This window comes from Nostoc sp. DedQUE08, from assembly GCF_034530895.1.
Classification (GTDB): Bacteria; Cyanobacteriota; Cyanobacteriia; order Cyanobacteriales; family Nostocaceae; genus Nostoc.
Map to the genome: position 1 here is coordinate 44,017 of NZ_JAVRCD010000039.1, position 20,865 is coordinate 64,881.

Genomic DNA, 20,865 nt, shown 5'->3' on the forward strand with positions numbered 1-20,865 from the left:
AAAGGACAAATGACAAATGACAAATAACAAATAACAAATGACAAATGACAAACTTAACTAACTTTGAAAGCCTCGACAGTCTCTTGCAACTGTTGGGAAATATCCACAGTTTGTTGCAGAGATTCAGAAACTTGGCGAGAAGAATCGCTGCTACGTTGTGATATAGCAGCGATATCTTTCATCAATTGGCTAACACTTTGGGATGTTTCAACCTGAGATGCAGTCGCGGTAGAAATCGACTGCACTAAGGAGTCAATTTGAGAAGATACATCCAAAATTTCACTCAGACTTTGTTTAGCTTCCTCCACAATTCGAGTACCTTCTACCACTTGGGTAGTGCCTATTTCCATTGCTTGCACTACTTCACTGGTTTCTCGTTGGATATTTTCAACAATTTGTTCGATTTCTTGGGTTGCGGCGGCACTCCTAACTGCTAGTTCGCCGACTTCTTCAGCCACTACGGCAAAACCTTGACCTTCTTCACCCGCACGCGCTGCTTCAATACCGGCGTTAATGGCAAGCAAGTTGGTTTGAATCGCAATTTGGTTAATCAAGGAAACCACGCGAGAAATTTGTTGCGAAGACTCTCCCAAACGTTTCACTTTCTTGGCAGTTTCACCCACAGTTTCCCGCAAAGAGAGGATGTTTTGTACTGTCAAATCCATTGCGTGTCCACTCTTGGTAGCGGTGTGAGCAGCATGGTTAGCAATGAAGGCAGTTTTTTCGGCACTTTCGGCTACGGCTTTCATAGATTGGGTCATGTGGTCAACAGCATCAAGGGTGCGGTTGATTTCGGCAGCTTGGGTTAGCGCTTCTTCTGCTAGGTGGCGGATGGCTCCTTCGTTAGAGCCAATGGCACTATTTACATGGATGGCAGCTTGTTTAACTTGGGTAACAATATCTCGGAGGCTTTCCACAATGGAGTTGAAGAAGTCGGCAACAGTACCGATTTCCCCAGCAGTTACGTCTGCACGCACTGTTAAATCGCCTCTGGCTGCACCTTCTACGTCGTTGAGTAGTTGTAAAAGTTGTTGTTGCAGTGTTTCGTCTGACCCACTTATAGTTACATTTCTGACTTTTTCTATCTCTTCTAATAACTTAGCTTGTTCTAAAGCATAGCCGACTTGAGTTGCTATCTGTTGAAACAAGTCAATTTCCGGCTGTTGCCAAACACGAGGAGTTTCGCAATGATGAGCAATTAATAAGCCTAAAAGTTTTTCTTGGGCAAGAATCGGTACAATTAAATGACTTTTGACAGCAAATTTTTCCAACAGTTGGATGTAACTGTCGGCATTTTTCAGGCTTTGGTCTTGATGAATATCGGCAACTGCTTGCACGTCTGTGTCGCGATCGCTTTCTAGATAATGTTCCTTAAAATAAGGGTCGTCAATTTGTACTCCCAGCATTTTGGGCCAATTACCAGTTCCCGATTCCGCAACGACGACACCAGTCAAAGTACCTGGATTCAGACTATAAATGATTACCCGGTCTGTTTTGAGGATTTGCTGAACTTCTTTGACTGCTGCGTGATAAATATCTTCAGTTTTGAGAACTTTCCGAATCCGTAGGGTAATATCTGCTAGTAATTTTGTCCCTTCAACGTCTAGTTCCTGCTGCTGTTCTTTAACTAAGACCTGCAATTGTTCGGCCATCAGATTGATATTTGCACTCAATACCCCTAATTCGTCTTCTCTTTCAATTTCCAGACGGGTATTAAATTTACCTTGACCTAACTTTGCTAATGCCGCAGTTGCATTAAGAATTGGTAGTGTAGTCAGTTTAGCTAATCGAGATGCGATCGCACCCACAATCAGTGCTGTCACTGCTGTACCGATGGCTATAGTCCACAACAATTGTCTTTGCGGCTCAAATACAGTTGCAGTATCTGTAGCTAAAAGTACCTGCCAATTTAGATCGGGTAAGCCATCTAAGGTACTAGCTGGTACATAACTGACTAGTTCTTGTTTTTTCTGAGTTTTCGGAACTTCTATAAAACTATTTACCTTTCTAGCTGCTAACAGTTTAGGTAAATTAGAATACTCTGCCTTGGCCTCTTTCCCCAATAATTCCTTTTGGGGACTCAAGAAAACTGTTCCCGCAGCATCAAGCAAATAGTATTGTTGTCCGTTGGCTGCGTAGTTTTTGGTAACTTCCTCTAAAGATTTTACGGGCATACGTGCTTGTACCACGCCAATAGTTTGACCCGTTCTTGTCTCTTTCACAGGTGCGGCTAGATAAATACTCACAACACCAGTATTTGCTGCTTCCGGTTTGCTGATGACAGGAGTATCTTTTTGTAAAGCGTCTTGAAAAAAGGTGCGGTCTTTTTGATTTTCCAGGGGTTCGCCTGTAGACTGGACAATCAAGTTACCTTGGCGATCGAAAACAGCAATACTGTCATAAGCTTTGTAGGCTTCGACAACCCGATCTAAAACTGCTTGCTTTTCTTGAGTACTAATACTAGCTTGAGAATTTGTCAAAAATAGTAAGTTTGATATTACTTGAATATCACCGTAGCGTCCCAGCATGAAGCGGTTAACTTTATCACTCAAGCCAGTGGCTTCGGCTTGTTGAGATTGGGTAATTTGCTTAGTAATGGATTTGTTGGCCAAACCAAAAGCGATCGCACCGATGCCCAAAACTGGTATTGTACCAATTGCGATCGCTAAAATAGTCGCTTTCTTAACCAATCCCAGCCTAGTAAAATAGGCAATCCCCTGATTCCAAGAAGAATTATTAGCACTTTCAGTAGTCAGCTTAGTTGGTAGCTTTACTACAGTTCCAATGGCTTTTTGAGATGAAATCAGCGATGCTCGATTTTGAGCGCTATTACCTTGATTCGTGTTAGTTTTATTAAACATAAAAGTAGTTCTCCTAAGTATGTGAATAAGAACACTAAAAAGCTGTTTTTAGTAGTAAAACCTAATCACTGCGGAGAATAGAAGATTGTACAATCGCCTGTGCATCTAATACCAGTAATATTTCTTCCTGTTGCACAACGCACCCACATAAATAAGGAACTAAACTGGATGTCACTTGTCCGATAGGAGAATGAATATCATCAACTATGAACTTGGTTGTACCTTTTATTTCTTGTACAACTAATCCCAACACCAATGATTCCACTTGGATAACGATCGCATTGTATTGTCGCAGTCGATAATCTAGGGATTCTAAATTGAGCATTCTTGGTAAATCAACTACCCAAATTATCCGACTCCGCCAATTCATTAATCCTAATATGCAGGATGGCATATTCGGTATTGACGTAATAGATTCAACAGGGACAAGAATTGCTTCTTGCGTATGCTTCATTGATAAAACAGCAGTTGTTTGTTGATTTAGCTGAAATTTCAGATAACTATCTGCTAAATTATTTGGCGTTGGTTTTGAAGAAAGAATAATGTTTGTACTAGTCATTGATTAAAATTACCACTGATTTAATAGTACGTAGGAGATGTTCGCGGGTGTAAGGTTTAGTTATATAGGCATCTGCACCTTGTCTCATCGCCCACAAACGATCAATTTCTTGATTTTTGGAACTACAAACCACAATCGGTACTTTTGCAGTAATTGGATTTCTTCTCAGAGAACGACACAATTCAAATCCACTCATTTCTGGCATTACTACATCAGTAACGATCGCATCTGGTTTTTCTAACACAGCTTTTTCTAAACCCTCTTTTGCACCACTTGCTTTAATTACGTTATAACCACTCTCTTTAAGATAATGGCTCATTAATTCCAATTCGCTGGGAGAATCTTCTACAATCAAAATTGTGCCAAGCAAAGTCAGGCTCACTATCAAATCTCCTAAAAAAATCAATTAAACATATTTTGTTATTTTTATTTGCCTTATTTCAATCAACCAAGATGCTTAAAAACCATTTTTAGCAATTCGGATTGTGTAAAAGGCTTAGTCAAATATCCTGACGATCTGACCATTTTAGCTTTTGCCCTGTCGATAAATCCTGTTCTACCAGTCACCATAACGATCGGTGTATTTTTAAAAGCTGAATGTTTACGTAATAAGGAACATAGCTCATAGCCATCCAAACTTGGCATTTCAACATCTAGCAAAATCAGATCGGGCTTACTCCGTAGAATTTGCATTAAAGCTTTTACCGGATCGTTGATCGTTACAACTGAAAATGTGTTTTCATCTAAAAAGTGTTTGATAGAATTCAAAACAGTTTGGCTATCATCAATGCAGGCAATTGTATATAGTTTTTTGCCAACAGGTGGCTGAGTAATTGTCTGATTCTCAGGAATATCAAAATTGATTGGTATTGGCAAATTTTGCCCGATCTTGATTTGCAGATGTGGCTGAACTTGAGACGATTGTGTTGTAGAAAAAACTTGCGAACTCCCACCAGCCGGAATTGATGACTGAATATTTTGCCGATTTCGTAACTGTTTTTGGCAGTGTTCAACAAGCAACCTTAAATCCAGGTGACAGAACTTTGGTAGTTCATCCAAAGAGCTTTCTGGACTGAATTCATAGCTACCTTCTTTTAAACACAGAAATGATTCCATTACTTCTTTTGCCAATTCGTCTATCAGGCTTCCTGCTTGCACAGAGGTAATATAGTCCTGATTGACTAACCAACAAATAGCTTGGTAATCCGCATTTGGTATTGATTGATGTTCATTTTTCGTCTCAAACATCAGCCGCATCTGTACGCGAGTGGCACTGTTGAGAGCAGGAATTTGCTGACTCAAACGCCGTAAGTGACTGTCAAGGCGCTCAAATAGTTTATCTGAATAGGAGGCATAAGTAAGTTTACCGTCCTCTAGATAGATTGACCAAGAAACTATCCCGGTAAATACGCTTAAGCAACCCGTAGCACGCCGACTTGTTAATTGTGCCAACAGAGATAGCGGATGTAGTTTCTGGAACAACCTGTAGCTACCTATAGGAGTTGTGCTCATTTTGCTTTTACTTCAGCTAAAATTCGATACGTGTAAGCTAAATTCGTGTAAAGTTATTCCACAATCAAAATCAAGTAAAAAGCATTAAACTTTTGCATTTTAAAGTACATCAGTTTACATCTAGGTTTGTGGTGAAACTCAACGAGAGTAGCGTTATTTTCAGATGAGCAAATCTTAGTAAATTCGTAAATTGTGATTAATCTACTTAGTGTTACTGAGATTTATCAACATCTTTCGAGAAATAAGACATAAAAATGTCAAGACTAGATGAAGCCACTTTCCATTGAGTAACCCCAATCTGACCACAGGAATAATACTGATTTTATTAATGGCGATCTCTTTGAGCTTCTGTATTTACACTTATTTAAAATTTATTTTTTAAACAAGTAAGGACTGAATGAAGCCACTTTGCATCGAGTAATTTCAAATTGACCACAGTAATAACACTTATTTATTGAAAGCAATAAATGTATTTTTTCTTATTTGTATTTAATAACTTAGATGAAACAGAATGCAAAACTTATTTTTTGCAGAGTGTTTTGCCGCCGAAAATAGGTACTGAAAGTTCTCAGAATGGTACGTTATGTCCCTAACACATCTTACCTATGAAAATTGTAGGTTATTAAATCCATTAGGACTTATGCACTTTGACACATTTACTATCATTTGGAGAACAGACTTATTAAGTTAAAAGTCTTTCCCTGTCTTGTTCACAGGCGCATTTTACCACACACAAATTTTCAAATATCCTCTTGTATTTGAAGCTATGCTGGCGAAACATATTTTTATTTAAGCGATATTTAAATAGGCTGGTAACTATTCTTGAACTTTTAACTCAAGTATAAGTACCAGCCTAGATAGGGCAATTTAATTTATTAAAAGTGCGGATGAAAGGACTTGAACCTTCACTCCTTTCGGAACTAGAACCTAAATCTAGCGCGTCTGCCAATTCCGCCACATCCGCATCAGTTTATTATCATACCATAAGAAATTATTTTTGGGAATAGGGAATGGGGACTGGCAAGCTGAAAAAGAATAACAATGCCCCATGCCCCATGCCCCATGCCCCATGCCCAATTACATAACTGCAACACGAGGCAGACGATGCTTGAATCCACAGAGAATTTCCCAAGAAATAGTGTTTAATTGTTTTGCCCAGTCATCCGCTGAAATTTGTTCTTTTCCCTGTTCTCCTAATAAGGTGACTACTTCTCCTTCTTGGATATTGGGTATGGCACTTACATCCAGCATTAACTGATCCATTGTAATTGTCCCAATTTGTGACACGCGCTGACCGCGAATTAACACCTGCATTTTGTTGGAAAGACTGCGAGGAACACCGTCAGCATAGCCAATTCCCACAACAGCAAGGCGAAGTTCGCGCGGGGCAATAAATTTATGACCATAGCTAACAGCTGTTCCTGCGGCAATTGTTTTAACTTGGGTAACTCTTGCCTTAAGTTGCAAAACAGGCTTGAGATCGATCGCATTTTGTAAATGCGGTGCTGGATAGAGTCCGTAAACAGCTAAACCTACACGCACCATGTCGTAGTGCAATGCTGGATTTGTAAGTGCGGCGGCTGAGTTTGCCAAGTGCAAGCAAGGCGGTTCAATTCCCATTGCTTTGATTTGAGCGATCGCATCCTCAAATCGTTTATGCTGTTCTTCCATTACCGTGGTATCGGGATCGTCTGCTGTCGCTAAATGAGAATAAATGCTGGCAATATCAAGATGTGGTAAGCGCTGCACTAATTGCACAAATTCGCCAGCTTGCCGCCAATCAGTCCCCAATCTAGACATTCCCGTGTCTAATTTAATATGTACGGGCACTGGAGAACCATGATTCATCGATTCTAAGGTATCAGAAAATACTAAAGCTTGTTTAGGGCTATAGAGTGTAGGCTGAAGTTTCCATTGGGCGATCGCATGAATCTGCTCTAGTGTATGAGTTGCCCCTAAAATCAAAATAGGAGCTTGAATCCCGCCTTCTCGCAATTGAATAGCTTCTGGAACTGTAGCCACTCCCAGGCAACTAGCTCCCGATTGGATGGCAATTTGGGCAACTGTTACTGCTCCATGTCCATAGGCATCAGCTTTTACTACTGCCATTAACTGGGTACGCGGCGATAAAAACTGCACCAATTGCTTGACATTGTATGACAACGCCTCTAAATCAATTTCTACCCAAGCTCGTTGTGAAAACCATGCGTAGGTATCGCACTGCTGATTAGGAACTATACCAGGGATTTGTTTGCGACTTAACATTTGTACTGACTCCTATCCCGCCACGGCTAAACTTTCAAGTTATCTATCTATACACGCTCCTAAAAGCGAGATCAGATTAAATAGGAAGTTTAACCTTCAGATTGGAACTGATACAAGATGTTACGGCGCTAAAGTAAAAGTTATGAGTTATGAGTTATGAGTTATGAGTTATGAGTTATAAGTTATAAGTTATGAGTTAGAAGTAAATCTTACGGCTCAACTTTTCACTTTGTTCTTGTCTACGAGACGCTGCGCGATTGCGTCAGTCTAAGTAATAATTTTGATGAAGTAATAAATTTGACTTTTCAACTCCTAACTCCTCACTCCTAACTCTTGACCCTTTACTCATAACTTAATTTTCAAATTCTTCCGAAAGTATAATTTCTTCTCATCTCCCTAGCAGGGTGTATTTGTGTTAATATATTGTAAAACTCATACCCTGAGCGCAAATAATGGGGAAGGTTTTAGTCTTAAACGCCTCTTACGAACCTCTCAATATAACCAGTTGGCGTCGTGCTGTAGTTCTTTTAATCAAGGGCAAAGCAGAACGCGTGGAACACAACGGTAAATTTCTGTACACGGATTTCCCGTTGCCGACCGTGATCCGGTTGCGTCATTATGTACGCGTTCCTTATAAAGAAATCCCTTTAACTCGCCGAAATATATTGCACCGTGATGGTCATGCTTGTCAATACTGTGGTTACACAGGGGATGAATTGACACTAGACCATGTAATACCGCGATCGCGCGGCGGAGGCGATACTTGGGAGAATATTGTTACCGCTTGTGTCCGTTGCAATGTCAAAAAAGGCAGTCGGACTCCCCACGAAGCTCACATGCCTTTGCGTCATCCCCCGCGCCAACCTTATAGCAGTCTCTATTTCGAGGTCAGTAAACATCTTAAGAGTGGACTGCATACAGAGTGGCAAAAGTATGTTATAGGTCTTTGAGCAAAAAACAGAGGAGCAAAGAAAAAAGGAGAAATACCCTCTTTCTTTAGTAGATAACCAATAACTAAAGTTATTGGAGTTTTAAAAAATTGGTAGCTATAGGCTTGCAACAAAGATGATTGCATCAACTATCAAGCTTTGAAATTTGTTGTATGTATTTTGTTGTATGTATATAGAGTTTCCCTTTTGCTCTTTACTCCCCCTGTCTTTTGCCCTTTTCCATTGGACTTTACTCTAAATTTGCAGAAGCAGAATTTTCAAAGGGGATACAAAACAGACGTTATTCATCAAAAATAATTGTTAATTGCTCAATAGTCACAATAATGAGAATATTAAGCATAAGAATATTTCAAATATCAAGGACTAATTCTAAAGGATAAGATAGAAAGTATACCCTAAGTTAGATAAAAATCTCCCTGATTGAATTTACGAAAGAGAACAAAACTCCTAAAACATATTTATGCTGCCAGATACAGCCTGATATCCTAAACTTCCTTGCTGTATGCCCTTTAGTGGAAGTTAGTTGATGTTGAGCGGTGTTACTGACAAGAAATATACTTAGATGTATAGTGCAATGTCTTGATATTTTTGCGAAGATCGTAATTAATGTGGCTAAATTCAGTGAATTGCTGCTCGTAAGTATTTCTGAATTAAAGGAGCCTCACACTTTAAAAAAAGTTCCCTATGTACTTTAATTCTCCCGTTACTCAGTTTGAGAGTTTGTCATTGACCACAGAGCCAAACCCAGAGGAACCTGAAATCGAGAAAGCGCCAGTGGAAGTTGCATTTAAGAGTCCGTCATTACCGCCATCGGTAGGTGATGGAGCTATATATCTCAGTAACCGTGGTAACTCTCTGGCACAACAAAAGTCAGAAGAACTGCAAAGAACCCTTTTGGCACACCGACACGATCGCCAACTAGTAATTCTGCAAGATTTTCCTGACCCTGATGCCCTTTCCTGCGCTTGGGCTTATCAGTTAATTGCCCAGCAATATGATATCAAATGTGAAATCATTTATGCTGGTGCATTGAGCCATCAAGAAAATATTGCCTTGGTAAGACTGACTAATTTACCTATCCAACGCTGGACAACGCAAACCTTGAAAACTAAAGATTTGTCATCTTATCAAGGTTTTGTATTAATTGACAACCAGGGAACCACTTCACAGCTACTGTCAGCAGTGCAGCAGGCTGGAATTCCTTTAGTGGTACTAGTCGACCATCACAGCATCCAAGGCGATCTGCAATCAGAGTTTGAAGATATCCGTCCTTACGTAAGAGCGACGGCAACAATTTTTACTCAATACCTCCAAACAGGATTATTAGCATTAGATAGCAGCATAAATCAACACGTCAAATGCGCTACTGCTTTGATGCATGGCTTGCGATCGGATACAGATCGGTTAATGCAAGCGCAAGAAGAAGATTTTATGGCAGCGGCGTATTTAAGCCGATTTTATGACGCTCAACTGCTAAATGCCATTTTACAGGCGAACCGTTCCAAGCGGGTAATGGATGTGATCGAGCGATCGCTGAAAAACCGCATCGTCCAAAATAACTTTTCCATTGCTGGTGTTGGCTACTTACGCTACGAAGACCGTGACGCCATCCCCCAAGCGGCTGATTTTCTCGTTACCGAAGAAAACGTCCACACCGCCGTAGTTTACGGCATTGTTCACGATGAAGACGAAGAACTGGAAATAGTCATCGGCTCCCTGAGAACTAGCAAACTTACCCTTGACCCTGATGAATTCATCAAAGAAGCTTTTGGGCAAGATAGCACAGGGCGCTTTTTCGGCGGTGGAAGGACAAGCGCAGGCGGCTTTGAAATTCCAATGGGCTTCTTATCTGGCAGCAACGAAAATTCCGCTTATGCGAAAATGAAATGGGAAGTATTCGATGCTCAAATTAAGCAAAAACTGTTGAGGTTAGTTAATCCTAGAGACAACCCGATCCAGTCGGAGTAGGGAGAAAAGGAGATGGGGAAAACTCCTAACTCATGCAGCAGTGAAAGGGTTTGGTTAGATAGTATCTGTAAATCATTCGTGATAAACATATTTCCCGACTTTTCTAAAAAGTCGGGAATTTTGGTCTTTTCACAGACGCTGAACTGATTGAGGATGTAGTTCGTGCTTAATGTTAAGTAGGTAGGCACAAATAAAATTAACTCGCGCCTACCTATTTTATTTACGAACAAGGAGCGCCATGAAGTCTATAGAACTGCAAATGTTACAAACTCTGTATGAACAAGATTTTTGTGCGTGGGTAGAGCGGACAGCAGAGCTTTTGCGATCGCACCAGTGGGACACGCTGGATTTAGAACACTTAATAGAGGAAGTGGTGGACTTGGGTAAAAGTCAACAACGGGCGTTGCAAAGTGCGTTGCGGTTAATCTTATCGCATTTGTTGAACTGGAAGTATCAACCAGAACATCGCAGTCAAAGTTGGCAAGTGACCATTACCCGTGAGCGACTGAATATAGATGAATTGCTGCAAGAAAGTCCTAGCTTGAGGCGTTTTTTAAATGATGCCGAGTGGATAAATACTACCTATCAAAGAGCGCGGCGAGAGGCAATGGTGGAAACAAGTTTATCAGAAGATAATTTTGCGATCGCTTGTCCCTTTTCTGTCGATGAGATTTTAGACTTAGACTTTTATCCTAACGCTGACAAATAACTATGTAGAATTTTTGTATAAATGTAGATATGTTCAATATGATGAGTAATCATCTGTGAAAATTGCTGTAACTTTGTTAATTAATTATAAAGATATGCACTTGGGATGCGAATAATACCTTTTGAATTTCTCATTCCCAGACGACCTGTTTCGTTACAGACAAAGAAAAAAGAAAACCTTCAGGCATGGAAAAATTTTGTACGCGTTGAAGCTCAAAAACTTTGGAAAGATCGCAGCGTCATTAAACAAGGTGATCTACAACTAACGCTAGTTTACCTTTGTGATGAGTTCCCGGCTGACACTGATAACATTATCAAGCCAATTCAGGATGCACTTGTAAACTTAGTTTTTGAAGATGATAATTTAGTATCAGATGTAGATAGTCATCGTAGATTTATATCTGACCCGATTGATATTAGAAATCTACCTTCATTATTACAGCGTGCTGTAATCACAGGTAAAGAGTGTGTTTATGTAAAAGTGAGTGAATCTCAACCACTGGAAAAATACTTATGATTAACAATACTAAAACTCTATATGATGAAAAAGTAAAATCTCTGGCAGAGAAGTACGAAAGCCAAGGATTTCGTGTTTCCATTGAACCTAAAACAGATGAATTACCATTCGAGTTGGGTAACTACCAGCCAGATATGATTGCTATTAAAGACGACTCAGGTTTGGTAATTGAAGTAAAAACCAGCCTCAGCCGAATGTCAGTTGATCGTTTACAGGCTTTAGCAGAGGAAGTGAGTAAACATCCAGGCTGGCGTTTTTTATTGCTAACACTTGAAGACATAGAAGCTAAGTCATTACCTGGAACATCCGAACAATTTCCTTCATGGCAAGAGCTAACCCATCGGCTTATCCAAGCACATAAGCTTATTGAAAATGATGAAATTGAGCCTGCTTTTCTTTTGATGTGGAGTATATTTGAGGGGGCTTTAAGAAAGCGAGCAGTCGATGTTTCAATTCCTATTGAACGTTTCCCAGTTATAGGATTACTAAGACATCTGTACTCTTTGGGAGAGTTATCAATCTCTCAATTCGAGCTTGCTCAAGCTTGTTTTGAAGTTTGGAATCGGCTTGCTCACGGATATATTGAAAACCTAAATTTGCCAGTTGTACATAATTTTGACAATTTGGTTCGTGAATTATCAGGAAAATGGACAGTCGAACTCGCTATTAGTCAACTTTCATCAGAGGAGCTAGCTGCTTTTCGTGCGTGGTTTGCGGAATTCGATGCAGCATCCTTGGATAAACGAGAAGAATTAAGGAGAAATTTAATCAATCAGACAAGCCTTCTTTTAGCGCAAGAATTAATAATAAATGAGAAACTAAAGAAAGAATTAAACGTAAACGACGAAGAGGTTATAAACGTCGAATTCGCTGTTAGTCTACTTTCACCAGAGGATCTCGCCGCATTTCGTACCTGGTTTACGGAATTCGATGCAGCATCCTGGGATAAACAGATTGAAGAAGATGTCGCTGCTGGTCGGTTAGATGCATTGGCAAAAAAAGCACTCAAACATCTCCGAGAAGGGCGTTGTACCGATCTGTGAAACATCGAGCAACCCCTGATTTTTGGTATTACTATCGCCAGTTACCAATTGATATCCAACAGCTTGCTGACCGATGTTATGAGTTGCTTCGGGAAGATCCTAAGTATCCATCATTGCATTTCAAAAAAGTCGGTCAGTTTTGGTCAGTGCGTATTGGTATATATTATCGGGCGCTTGCTGTAAAAGAAGATGAAAATTTTGTATGGTTTTGGATTGGATCGCATCCAGAGTATGACAGATTGCTAAGTGGTGGATAGCGTTCTAACATTAGCCTAAGAGCAGCCTAACTGAATCTCTCACAATACAAAGTATGGAACTATACTTAATTCGTCATGGCATCGCCGAAGACAAGGGATTAGGCATTAAAGATGAGGAGCGCAACCTAACCAAAGAAGGAAGGCAAAAAACTGAGAAAGTTGCCCATAAACTTGTTAAATTAGGTTTAAACTTTGATTTAATTCTCACCAGTCCCTTAGTGCGGGCGCGCCAAACGGCTGAAATCCTCATAGCAGAAAAACTAAGCTCCCAGTTAGAGGAATCTAGCCACCTCGCTCACGACGGTCAAATTTCTAGTTGGCTAAAAGAGTGGTTAGAGCCAAGAAATTATTCCCAAAATACACAACTGGCGCTGGTTGGACACGAACCTGATTTAACCAATTGGGCAGAAATTCTCCTGTGGGGAGAAGTCAAAGAAAGTTTTGTCTTGAAAAAAGCAGGTATGATTGGGATAAAACTACCAGAAACAGGTTCTCCTCTGGGTCGGAGTCAGATGTTTTGGTTGACACCACCCAAGTACCTGCTGTAACAGTTTTTCAACATTTTCGATTGTTGTTAGAACGGCTACTGTTATGGCGACAATAAATTTCTGGTAATGTTACCTCCAGCAGATATTTCAAAAAGCAAATGGTGTTGCCATGATGGTGTGCGAATACAAGCCTGGTCTAGAAGGCATTCCCGCCGCTCAATCAAGTATCAGCTATGTTGATGGGCAAAAGGGAATACTAGAATATCGTGGCATTAGGATTGAGGAATTAGCAGAAAAAAGTACATTCCTAGAAACTGCTTATCTCTTAATCTGGGGTAAACTGCCAAGCAAAGAAGAACTGGAAACATTTGAGCATGAAGTTCGTTACCACCGGCGGATAAAGTACCGCATTCGGGACATGATGAAATGCTTTCCAGAAAGCGGCCACCCAATGGATGCCTTGCAAGCCTCCGCTGCGGCTTTAGGCTTGTTTTATTCGCTTCGGGATTTACATAATCCTGTCTACATTCGAGATTCAGTAGTGCGCCTGATAGCAACCATTCCTACAATGGTGGCGGCGTTCCAACTGATGCGAAAAGGCAACGATCCCGTGCGTCCCCGTGATGACTTAGACTACTCCGCCAACTTTCTATACATGCTTGATGAGAAAGAACCCGATCCTCTGATGGCGCGAGTTTTTGATATCTGCTTGATACTTCAAGTTGAGCATACAATGAATGCTTCTACTTTCAGTGCCAGGGTGACAGCTTCCACCTTAACCGATCCTTATGCTGTAGTTGCTAGTGCTGTAGGAACTTTGGGCGGGCCTCTGCATGGTGGAGCCAATGAAGAAGTAATTCAGATGTTGGAAAAAATTGGCTCTGTGGAAAATGTCCGTCCCTACATAGAGCATTGTCTGGAAACTAAATCTAAGATTATGGGCTTTGGACATCGTGTGTATAAAGTGAAAGACCCACGAGCCATAATTTTACAAGGACTAGCAGAGCAATTGTTTGAAAAGTTTGGGCATGACAAGTTCTATGACATTGCTCAAGAAATGGAACGAGTGGTAGAGGAAAAACTCGGTAGCAAGGGGATTTATCCCAATATTGACTTTTATTCTGGTTTGGTATATAGGAAGATGGGGATTCCTACCGACTTGTTTACACCAATATTTGCGATCGCTCGCGTTGCCGGTTGGCTAGCCCATTGGAAAGAACAACTAGCAGAAAACCGGATTTTCCGTCCTACCCAGGTTTACAACGGTCTGCACGAAGTTACTTATACTCCCATTGAGCAACGGTAAATGGGCATTGGGCATGGGGCATTGGGCATTGGGCATGGGGCATTGCATTGGTAATAATCAATAAATACTTCTTCCCCTGCCTCCCCTGCCTCCCGTTGTCTCTGTGCTCTCTGAATAGCCAATCTTAATGCCAACCATAAGTAGAATTCTCATCTCGCTTCAGGGTGGTCAAACCATCCAACGATATACTAGGCATGGGAATTGGCAACAAATCTTCAATCGGTCATCATCACAGCAAAAATTAAAAATGGGTGAATTTACAGGTATTAATTTAACTAATAGTTGTAACTCACCATGACTCTATGTCTTAAAGAGCACCAAACATGAATTCAGGAATTGACCTCCAAGGAACTTTTATTGAATCCCTCCGGGATTTAGGTATACCAGCAGGAACAGCCAAAGCGATTTGGATGCCACTGCCAATGATACTGATGCTGATTGGAGCAACAGTAGGGGTATTAGTTGCTACTTGGCTAGAACGGAAAATTTCTGCCTCCGCACAGCAGCGAATTGGCCCAGAATACCAGGGGCCTTTTGGGTTGCTGGTGCCTGTAGCGGATGGTCTGAAGCTAGTATTTAAAGAAGATATAGTACCAGCCAAGTCTGACCCCTGGCTGTTTACCCTCGGCCCCATTATTGTTGTAATTCCGGTATTTCTGTCGTTCCTGATTGTGCCCTTTGGACAGAATATCGTAATTAGCAATGTGGGCATGGGCGTATTCTTGTGGATTGCCTTGTCAAGCATTCAACCCATTGGCTTGCTGATGGCTGGCTACGCATCTAATAACAAATACTCCCTCTTAGGGGGCTTGCGGGCAGCAGCGCAATCTATTAGTTATGAAATTCCTTTGGCGCTGGCGGTATTAGCGATCGCTATGATGTCTAATAGCCTCGACACCGTTGATATTGTCAATCAGCAGTCTGGCTACGGCATTCTGGGCTGGAACGTTTGGCGACAACCAATTGGTTTTCTGATCTTTTGGATAGCTGCCCTCGCTGAATGCGAACGATTACCCTTTGACTTACCCGAAGCGGAAGAAGAAATCGTCGCAGGCTATCAGACTGAATACTCAGGCATGAAATTTGGTCTGTTCTACCTGGGTTCATACGTTAACTTAATCCTTTCTTCCTTACTAGTAGCAATTCTCTACCTGGGCGGTTGGGACTTTCCTATTCCCCTCAACCTCATCGCTGGTTGGCTGGGAGTTAGTGAATTAAATCCCGTATTCCAGATAGTAACTGCGGCTTTGGGTATCACCATGACTGTGTTCAAAGCCTATTTATTAGTGTTTGTCGCCATCCTGTTGCGCTGGACAGTGCCACGGGTACGGATCGACCAACTGTTAGATTTAGGATGGAAGTTTTTGTTACCAGTTGGTTTGGTTAATCTTCTATTAACCGCCGCCCTGAAACTAGCCTTTCCCTTCGCTTTTGGTGGTTAGTCATTAGTCATTAGCATACACAAATGACTAATGACAAAAGACCAAGGACGAAGGACAAGGGACAAATAACGCTGATAGCTTAAAAAGAGAGAGTGAAGCACAATGCTAAAGTTCCTAAAACAAGTTGGCGATTACGCCAAAGAAACAGTACAAGCTGCGCGTTACATTGGTCAGGGTCTTTCTGTTACCTTCGACCACATGCGGCGGCGTCCAATTACTGTACAGTACCCTTACGAAAAACTAATTCCTGGCGAACGGTTTCGCGGTAGGATTCATTTTGAATTTGATAAGTGCATCGCTTGCGAAGTTTGCGTTCGCGTTTGTCCAATTAACCTACCTGTAGTAGATTGGGAATTCGACAAAGCCAGCAAAAAGAAAAAACTCAACCACTACAGCATTGACTTTGGAGTTTGTATCTTTTGCGGTAATTGTGTGGAATTTTGCCCCACTAACTGTCTATCGATGACAGAAGAATATGAGCTTTCCACTTACGATCGCCATGAATTGAACTATGACAACGTAGCGCTAGGTCGTCTGCCGTATAAAGTAACAGATGACCCAATGGTGACACCACTGCGCGAACTAGTTTACCTACCCAAAGGCGTCCTCGAACCACATGGACTGCCCGCAGATGCGCCACGTGCAGGTGCGCGTCCAGAAGACTTGGTAGAACAAACAGAAAAATAAATGTCATTTGTCCATTGTCATTTGTCCTTTGTTATTTGACTAATAACTAATGACCAATGACCAATGACCAATGACCAATGACCAATGACAATTGACTAAGGACAAAAAACAGTGAATCTAGCAGAAGGAGTACAGTTAGTATCACTTGGCATACTGGGCGTGATGATGATTGGGGCAGCCATTGGTGTGGTGCTGTTCTCCAACATCGTCTATTCTGCCTTTTTGCTGGGGGGTGTGTTTATCAGCATAGCGGGAATGTACCTGTTGCTAAATGCTGATTTTGTTGCGGCTGCACAAATACTAATTTACGTTGGGGCGGTTAACGTACTGATTTTGTTTGCCATTATGTTGGTGAACAAACGGCAGAATTTTGTAGCATTTCCCAACTCTTGGGTGCGGAAAGCACTTACGGGTGTAGTCAGTGTAGGATTGTTTGGTCTTTTAAGTACGATGGTGCTGGCTACTCCTTGGGCTTACTCAGCTGCTCCTGTGGCAGGTGGCGAAAGTTCTATAGTTTTAATTGGAGAACATTTCTTCACTGACTTTTTACTACCTTTTGAACTAGCTTCCATTTTGCTGCTGATAGCAATGGTAGGAGCAATTATTTTGGCACGCCGCGAGTATTTGCCAGACCTGTTGACACCATCCAAACTGGGGCAAACTGTTTTGACTTTGCAAGAACGCCCCAGAGAACTAGTATCAACAACTAGCGAAACAAAAGAGTAATATTTGCAACCTGAGCCGCAGATAAACAGCCAGATTTTTTCAGGAGGGATACCCAGATTCATGCAACTCCAGTACTTTTTATTACTAGCAGCAGCTTTATTCTGCATTGGCATCTACGGTTTAATTACTAGCCGCAACGCTGTGCGGGTGCTGATGTCAATTGAATTACTGCTCAATGCTGTTAATCTGAATTTAATGGCATTTTCCAACTTCCTCGACTCAACATTAATTAAGGGTCAGGTTTTCACTGTATTTGTGATTACCGTGGCCGCAGCCGAGGCGGCGGTGGGTTTAGCGATCGTGCTGGCCATTTATCGCAACCGCGATACCGTCGATATGGAGCAGTTTAATCTCCTGAAGTGGTAATTGTGCGTGCAACTCAAGCAGGTAATCATTGCTTATAAAGCGCGGGATGCCCGGAGTAAACAATGGGCAGAAATCTGTGCTAAACAACTAGAAAGTCGCGAGTGCCATGTGTTGATGGGGCCTAGCGGGCCGAAAGACAACCCCTATCCAGTCTTTTTGGCTTCAGCAGCTCAACCAATCGATCTCGCTTTGGTACTCGGTGGCGATGGTACTGTTTTAACTGGTGCCAGACATTTAGCCCCAGCTGGCATCCCAATTCTGGGAGTGAATGTAGGAGGCCATCTGGGGTTTTTAACTGAGTCAGTGGAAGAGTTTCAGGATACGGAGAAAGTTTGGGATCGGCTGTTTGAGGATCGCTATGCTATCCAACGACGGATGATGTTACAAGCTGCTGTGTATGAGGGTCATGGATCTAATTTAGAACCAGTGAGCGAACGTTACCTGGCTTTGAATGAATTCTGTGTCAAACCTGCTTCCGCTGACCGAATGATCACCTCAATTCTAGAAATGGAAATCGATGGTGAGGTAGTCGATCAATATGTTGGGGACGGGTTGATTATTTCCACTCCCACAGGTTCCACTGGTTACACCGTTTCTGCGAATGGGCCAATTATGCATGATGGTATGGAGGCGCTTACCATCACTCCCATTTGTGCAATGAGCCTTTCTAGTCGTCCTCTCGTTTTACCCCCTGGTTCTGTGGTGAGTATTTGGCCTTTGGGGGATTACGATTTGAGTACTAAGCTGTGGACAGATGGGGTTTTGGGAACTTCAATTTGGCCTGGACACCGTGTTGATGTGCGGATGGCAGAGTGTCGGGCTAAATTTATTATTTTGCGCGAGAACAATTCCTACTATCAGACGCTACGGGAGAAGTTGCTTTGGGCTGGTACAAGGGTTCACTACAGCAATAATCACCGTAATTAATTAAGTATTTGAGAGTGCATTTACCGCAGATTGCGATCGCCTATTGTTGTTATGCGATCGCAACCAAAATTACCAGCCCCTGGATTCATCTAGGGGCTTTCTAGTGGGGGCGAGAAACTTATACATACCTATAGATAAATGTATTGGCTCTTTAAAGTTTAGTATAAAATCTTGCTCATCTCAATTTAGTCCCAGTTCTTCCTTCAACGCCTCCGGTACATTAACTGCCGTTTCTAATCCTCGCACGCCTTCCCATTGCTGCTTTTTACCCCAAATCATCTCTTCTAGATTAGCGTCGCTAAGGTCTGCACCACCCAGAATGGCGTAACTGAGGTTGCTATGGCTGAGATCCGCGCCGTTGAGGATAGCACCACTGAGGTTACTACCACTGAGGTTAGCATTGTTAAGGTTGGCATAGCTGAAGTCTGTGCCAAACAGGATCGCGTCGGTGAGGTCAGCACCACTGAGGTCGGCGTCGTTGAGAATCACACCGCTAAGGTCAGCTTCATTGAGAATCACCCGACTCAGGTCTACACCGCTGAGGTCGGCACCTAAGAACATTGCACCGTTAAGTCTGGCATTGTTAAGTTTGGCACCATTAAGTTTGGCATAGCTGAGGTCTGCGGCAACCAGGATAGCATTGCTGAGGTTGGTACTGAAAAGAATTGTGTCACTCAGGTTAGTACCGTTGAGGATGGCGTGACTCAAATCAGCACCACTGAGGTCGGCGCGGCAAAGGTCGGCATGGCTAAGGCTGACGCTATTAAGGTTGGCTTCACTCAGATTTGCACCGAAAAGGATGGCGTTATTTAGGTCAGCATGGCTGAGGTTAGTGCTGCTAAGGTCGGCGCGGTTGAGGTCGGCGCGGCTAAGGTCGGCGCGGCTAAGGTTGGTATTGCTAAGGTCGGCGCGGTTGAGGTCAGCGCTGTTAAGATTGGCACAGCTAAGGTTAGCACCACTGAGGTTGGTGCTACTGAGGTCGGCACCGCTGAGATTGGCACCGCTGAGGTTGGCACCGCTGAGGTTGGCATCGCCGAGGTTGGCACCGCTAAGGTTGGCACCGCTAAAGTTTACGCCAGTTAAGTTGGCATCGCCGAGATAAGCAAGGCTAAGGTCGGCACCGCTAAAGTCTGCCCCGGTAAGGTTGGCATCGCCGAGGTAAGCACCCCTAAAGTTGCCGCCTTTGAGGAATTGTCCAACTATACTGCTAAAGTTGCCAATTTCCAGGGCATCGCTATAATTGATAATCCGTAGCAGTTGGGATGTGAAAAAATTGTCTGTGTCCGGTTGGGCAGATGGGTAGAATTTGATTTTTTGTTTGAGTTCATCTTGCCCTTGGGCGTAACGGTGTAACTCTAGTAATAAAATCAGTACGTTCAGCCCTGTATATATGTCTACCTGTCTCAACCCGATCGCAATATTTTGTGCCGCTAGCTTTAACTTTGTTTTCTGAGGCAGGTTATCATCTGGTGTGCCATCGATAAATTCTCCCTGACACCAGCGACGATAAAAATCTTCTAGCCGCCCAAAAAGCAATTCTGGACGAATTTTTTGACCAGTCACAACCAATTCCATTAGTTGCTTGACTATCTCAGGTTTCAGGGCAGCATTGCCCAATAAATCATAAATCTCTTCATGCATCTGGCGATCGCATACTTTAAAGCAAAACTCAGTGGATAAAGTGCCCAATGTGCGATCCTCCATCTGAGAAGTCAAACTGTTCTTTGGTACTGTCCATTTTTCTAAGCTTTTTTGCAGTCTTGGAGAGTATAAATATTCCTGCAAATTATCTTGAGCTAATCTAACGCTTTTGTCTGGTTCTTTAATATTTTTTCCTAGAGGTAAAACTGCTTCAGTTTCTAGGGATGTGGCCTTTGGCATCTCTTGTAAGCTTGTACCCCTAACATAATTTCTCAGCAGCTGCCAAACTTGAGATAAATATGTTGACATTTTTGTTTCCGTTGTTACATTTAAATAACTGTTTTTGATAATCCTGAATTAAAAACTTTTCTATGCCAGTTTGCTTTGCATTCCCAATAATCAATAGTATAAATAAATACTATAGTAAAAAAATCATGAGTTGACGATATTTAGGGCAGGCTACTTCTGATGAATTTGCCAACGGCGTTTCTGGATGGCGACTTCTTGCTCACCTGTAGTAGCCTTAAGCTTCCTCACATAATGTAAATGAAGTGTTAACTTCAAAATTCTTTCCCAGCTCAACTAATTCTATGATTTAGCTAATTTGTGATACTTTTTCTCCAAGAAATTTCCTAGTCTGAT

Annotated in this window: 19 protein-coding genes and 1 tRNA gene; 13 read left to right on the top strand and 7 right to left on the bottom strand. The window is 42.0% G+C overall.

Features of this window, described 5'->3' with window-relative positions:
- Nucleotides 1-53: 53 nt before the first annotated feature.
- The 6 genes from RMY64_RS23565 to alr form a co-directional block, all read right to left on the bottom strand.
- Nucleotides 54-2,861 carry a methyl-accepting chemotaxis protein gene (locus RMY64_RS23565; RefSeq protein WP_322672205.1) on the bottom strand — a complete coding sequence of 936 codons (2,808 nt, stop codon included), beginning with the start codon at nt 2,859-2,861 and terminating at the stop codon, nt 54-56.
- A 61-nt stretch (nt 2,862-2,922) separates the two neighbouring features.
- Nucleotides 2,923-3,420: a chemotaxis protein CheW gene (locus tag RMY64_RS23570; protein WP_322672204.1), complete on the bottom strand. Its 498-nt coding sequence runs from the start codon at nt 3,418-3,420 to the stop codon at nt 2,923-2,925.
- Complete coding sequence (locus tag RMY64_RS23575) at nt 3,413-3,802, bottom strand: response regulator (RefSeq protein ID WP_322672203.1); 390 nt, start codon at nt 3,800-3,802, stop codon at nt 3,413-3,415. The genes RMY64_RS23570 and RMY64_RS23575 overlap by 8 nt, the downstream gene beginning before the upstream one ends.
- A gap of 62 nt (nt 3,803-3,864) precedes the next feature.
- On the bottom strand, nt 3,865-4,932 hold the full coding sequence (locus RMY64_RS23580; protein WP_322684775.1) for a response regulator: 1,068 nt from the start codon (nt 4,930-4,932) through the stop codon (nt 3,865-3,867).
- Nucleotides 4,933-5,814: 882 nt separating this feature from the next.
- Nucleotides 5,815-5,896, bottom strand: a tRNA-Leu gene (locus tag RMY64_RS23585).
- A 113-nt stretch (nt 5,897-6,009) separates the two neighbouring features.
- Nucleotides 6,010-7,197: an alanine racemase gene (gene alr / locus RMY64_RS23590; RefSeq protein WP_322701278.1), complete on the bottom strand. Its 1,188-nt coding sequence runs from the start codon at nt 7,195-7,197 to the stop codon at nt 6,010-6,012.
- A 452-nt stretch (nt 7,198-7,649) separates the two neighbouring features.
- On the opposite strand from alr, the gene RMY64_RS23595 reads away from it, so the two are divergent.
- The 13 genes from RMY64_RS23595 (at nt 7,650) to RMY64_RS23655 (ending at nt 18,582) form a co-directional block, all read left to right on the top strand.
- The gene (locus RMY64_RS23595; RefSeq protein WP_094349059.1) at nt 7,650-8,147 is read left to right on the top strand and encodes an HNH endonuclease; all 498 of its coding nucleotides are present in this window, start codon (nt 7,650-7,652) and stop codon (nt 8,145-8,147) included.
- Between the two features lie 684 nt (nt 8,148-8,831).
- Nucleotides 8,832-10,115, top strand: a complete 1,284-nt coding sequence (locus RMY64_RS23600; RefSeq protein ID WP_322672200.1) for a bifunctional oligoribonuclease/PAP phosphatase NrnA — start codon at nt 8,832-8,834, stop codon at nt 10,113-10,115.
- Between the two features lie 238 nt (nt 10,116-10,353).
- Nucleotides 10,354-10,824 carry a DUF29 domain-containing protein gene (locus RMY64_RS23605; RefSeq protein WP_322701279.1) on the top strand — a complete coding sequence of 157 codons (471 nt, stop codon included), beginning with the start codon at nt 10,354-10,356 and terminating at the stop codon, nt 10,822-10,824.
- Nucleotides 10,825-10,929: 105 nt separating this feature from the next.
- On the top strand, nt 10,930-11,340 hold the full coding sequence (locus RMY64_RS23610) for a RusA family crossover junction endodeoxyribonuclease (RefSeq protein WP_322672198.1): 411 nt from the start codon (nt 10,930-10,932) through the stop codon (nt 11,338-11,340).
- Complete coding sequence (locus RMY64_RS23615; RefSeq protein WP_322701280.1) at nt 11,337-12,383, top strand: hypothetical protein; 1,047 nt, start codon at nt 11,337-11,339, stop codon at nt 12,381-12,383. The genes RMY64_RS23610 and RMY64_RS23615 overlap by 4 nt, the downstream gene beginning before the upstream one ends.
- Complete coding sequence (locus tag RMY64_RS23620) at nt 12,380-12,640, top strand: hypothetical protein (RefSeq protein WP_322672196.1); 261 nt, start codon at nt 12,380-12,382, stop codon at nt 12,638-12,640. Before RMY64_RS23615 ends, RMY64_RS23620 begins: the two co-directional genes overlap by 4 nt.
- Before the next feature lie 53 nt (nt 12,641-12,693).
- Nucleotides 12,694-13,188, top strand: a complete 495-nt coding sequence (gene sixA, locus RMY64_RS23625; RefSeq protein WP_322684779.1) for a phosphohistidine phosphatase SixA — start codon at nt 12,694-12,696, stop codon at nt 13,186-13,188.
- Between the two features lie 109 nt (nt 13,189-13,297).
- Complete coding sequence (locus tag RMY64_RS23630) at nt 13,298-14,434, top strand: citrate synthase (protein ID WP_322672194.1); 1,137 nt, start codon at nt 13,298-13,300, stop codon at nt 14,432-14,434.
- A gap of 323 nt (nt 14,435-14,757) precedes the next feature.
- The gene (gene nuoH / locus RMY64_RS23635) at nt 14,758-15,876 is read left to right on the top strand and encodes an NADH-quinone oxidoreductase subunit NuoH (protein WP_322695654.1); all 1,119 of its coding nucleotides are present in this window, start codon (nt 14,758-14,760) and stop codon (nt 15,874-15,876) included.
- A 102-nt stretch (nt 15,877-15,978) separates the two neighbouring features.
- Nucleotides 15,979-16,563 (top strand): NAD(P)H-quinone oxidoreductase subunit I, encoded by a 585-nt coding sequence (ndhI, locus tag RMY64_RS23640; protein WP_229462911.1) that lies wholly within the window; start codon nt 15,979-15,981, stop codon nt 16,561-16,563.
- A gap of 111 nt (nt 16,564-16,674) precedes the next feature.
- Nucleotides 16,675-17,289, top strand: a complete 615-nt coding sequence (locus RMY64_RS23645; protein ID WP_322672193.1) for an NADH-quinone oxidoreductase subunit J — start codon at nt 16,675-16,677, stop codon at nt 17,287-17,289.
- Nucleotides 17,290-17,349: 60 nt separating this feature from the next.
- The gene (nuoK, locus tag RMY64_RS23650; RefSeq protein ID WP_006199065.1) at nt 17,350-17,655 is read left to right on the top strand and encodes an NADH-quinone oxidoreductase subunit NuoK; all 306 of its coding nucleotides are present in this window, start codon (nt 17,350-17,352) and stop codon (nt 17,653-17,655) included.
- A 6-nt stretch (nt 17,656-17,661) separates the two neighbouring features.
- Entirely contained in the window at nt 17,662-18,582 is a 921-nt protein-coding gene (locus RMY64_RS23655) for an NAD(+) kinase (RefSeq protein WP_322672192.1), read from the top strand.
- Nucleotides 18,583-18,762: 180 nt separating this feature from the next.
- Here the strand turns inward: RMY64_RS23655 and RMY64_RS23660 are convergent, their stop codons facing one another.
- Nucleotides 18,763-20,532, bottom strand: a complete 1,770-nt coding sequence (locus tag RMY64_RS23660) for a pentapeptide repeat-containing protein (protein WP_322701281.1) — start codon at nt 20,530-20,532, stop codon at nt 18,763-18,765.
- Nucleotides 20,533-20,865: the final 333 nt, after the last annotated feature.

Bases quoted from the DNA above. Each gene is read 5' to 3' on its own strand.
- RMY64_RS23565 (WP_322672205.1), bottom strand. From the start codon at position 2,861: ATGTTTAATAAAACTAACACGAATCAAGGTAATAGCGCTCAAAATCGA.
- RMY64_RS23570 (WP_322672204.1), bottom strand. From the start codon at position 3,420: ATGACTAGTACAAACATTATTCTTTCTTCAAAACCAACGCCAAATAAT.
- RMY64_RS23580 (WP_322684775.1), bottom strand. From the start codon at position 4,932: ATGAGCACAACTCCTATAGGTAGCTACAGGTTGTTCCAGAAACTACAT.
- alr (WP_322701278.1), bottom strand. From the start codon at position 7,197: ATGTTAAGTCGCAAACAAATCCCTGGTATAGTTCCTAATCAGCAGTGC.
- RMY64_RS23595 (WP_094349059.1), top strand. From the start codon at position 7,650: ATGGGGAAGGTTTTAGTCTTAAACGCCTCTTACGAACCTCTCAATATA.
- RMY64_RS23600 (WP_322672200.1), top strand. From the start codon at position 8,832: ATGTACTTTAATTCTCCCGTTACTCAGTTTGAGAGTTTGTCATTGACC.
- RMY64_RS23605 (WP_322701279.1), top strand. From the start codon at position 10,354: ATGAAGTCTATAGAACTGCAAATGTTACAAACTCTGTATGAACAAGAT.
- RMY64_RS23610 (WP_322672198.1), top strand. From the start codon at position 10,930: ATGCGAATAATACCTTTTGAATTTCTCATTCCCAGACGACCTGTTTCG.
- RMY64_RS23615 (WP_322701280.1), top strand. From the start codon at position 11,337: ATGATTAACAATACTAAAACTCTATATGATGAAAAAGTAAAATCTCTG.
- sixA (WP_322684779.1), top strand. From the start codon at position 12,694: ATGGAACTATACTTAATTCGTCATGGCATCGCCGAAGACAAGGGATTA.
- RMY64_RS23630 (WP_322672194.1), top strand. From the start codon at position 13,298: ATGATGGTGTGCGAATACAAGCCTGGTCTAGAAGGCATTCCCGCCGCT.
- nuoH (WP_322695654.1), top strand. From the start codon at position 14,758: ATGAATTCAGGAATTGACCTCCAAGGAACTTTTATTGAATCCCTCCGG.
- ndhI (WP_229462911.1), top strand. From the start codon at position 15,979: ATGCTAAAGTTCCTAAAACAAGTTGGCGATTACGCCAAAGAAACAGTA.
- nuoK (WP_006199065.1), top strand. From the start codon at position 17,350: ATGCAACTCCAGTACTTTTTATTACTAGCAGCAGCTTTATTCTGCATT.
- RMY64_RS23660 (WP_322701281.1), bottom strand. From the start codon at position 20,532: ATGTCAACATATTTATCTCAAGTTTGGCAGCTGCTGAGAAATTATGTT.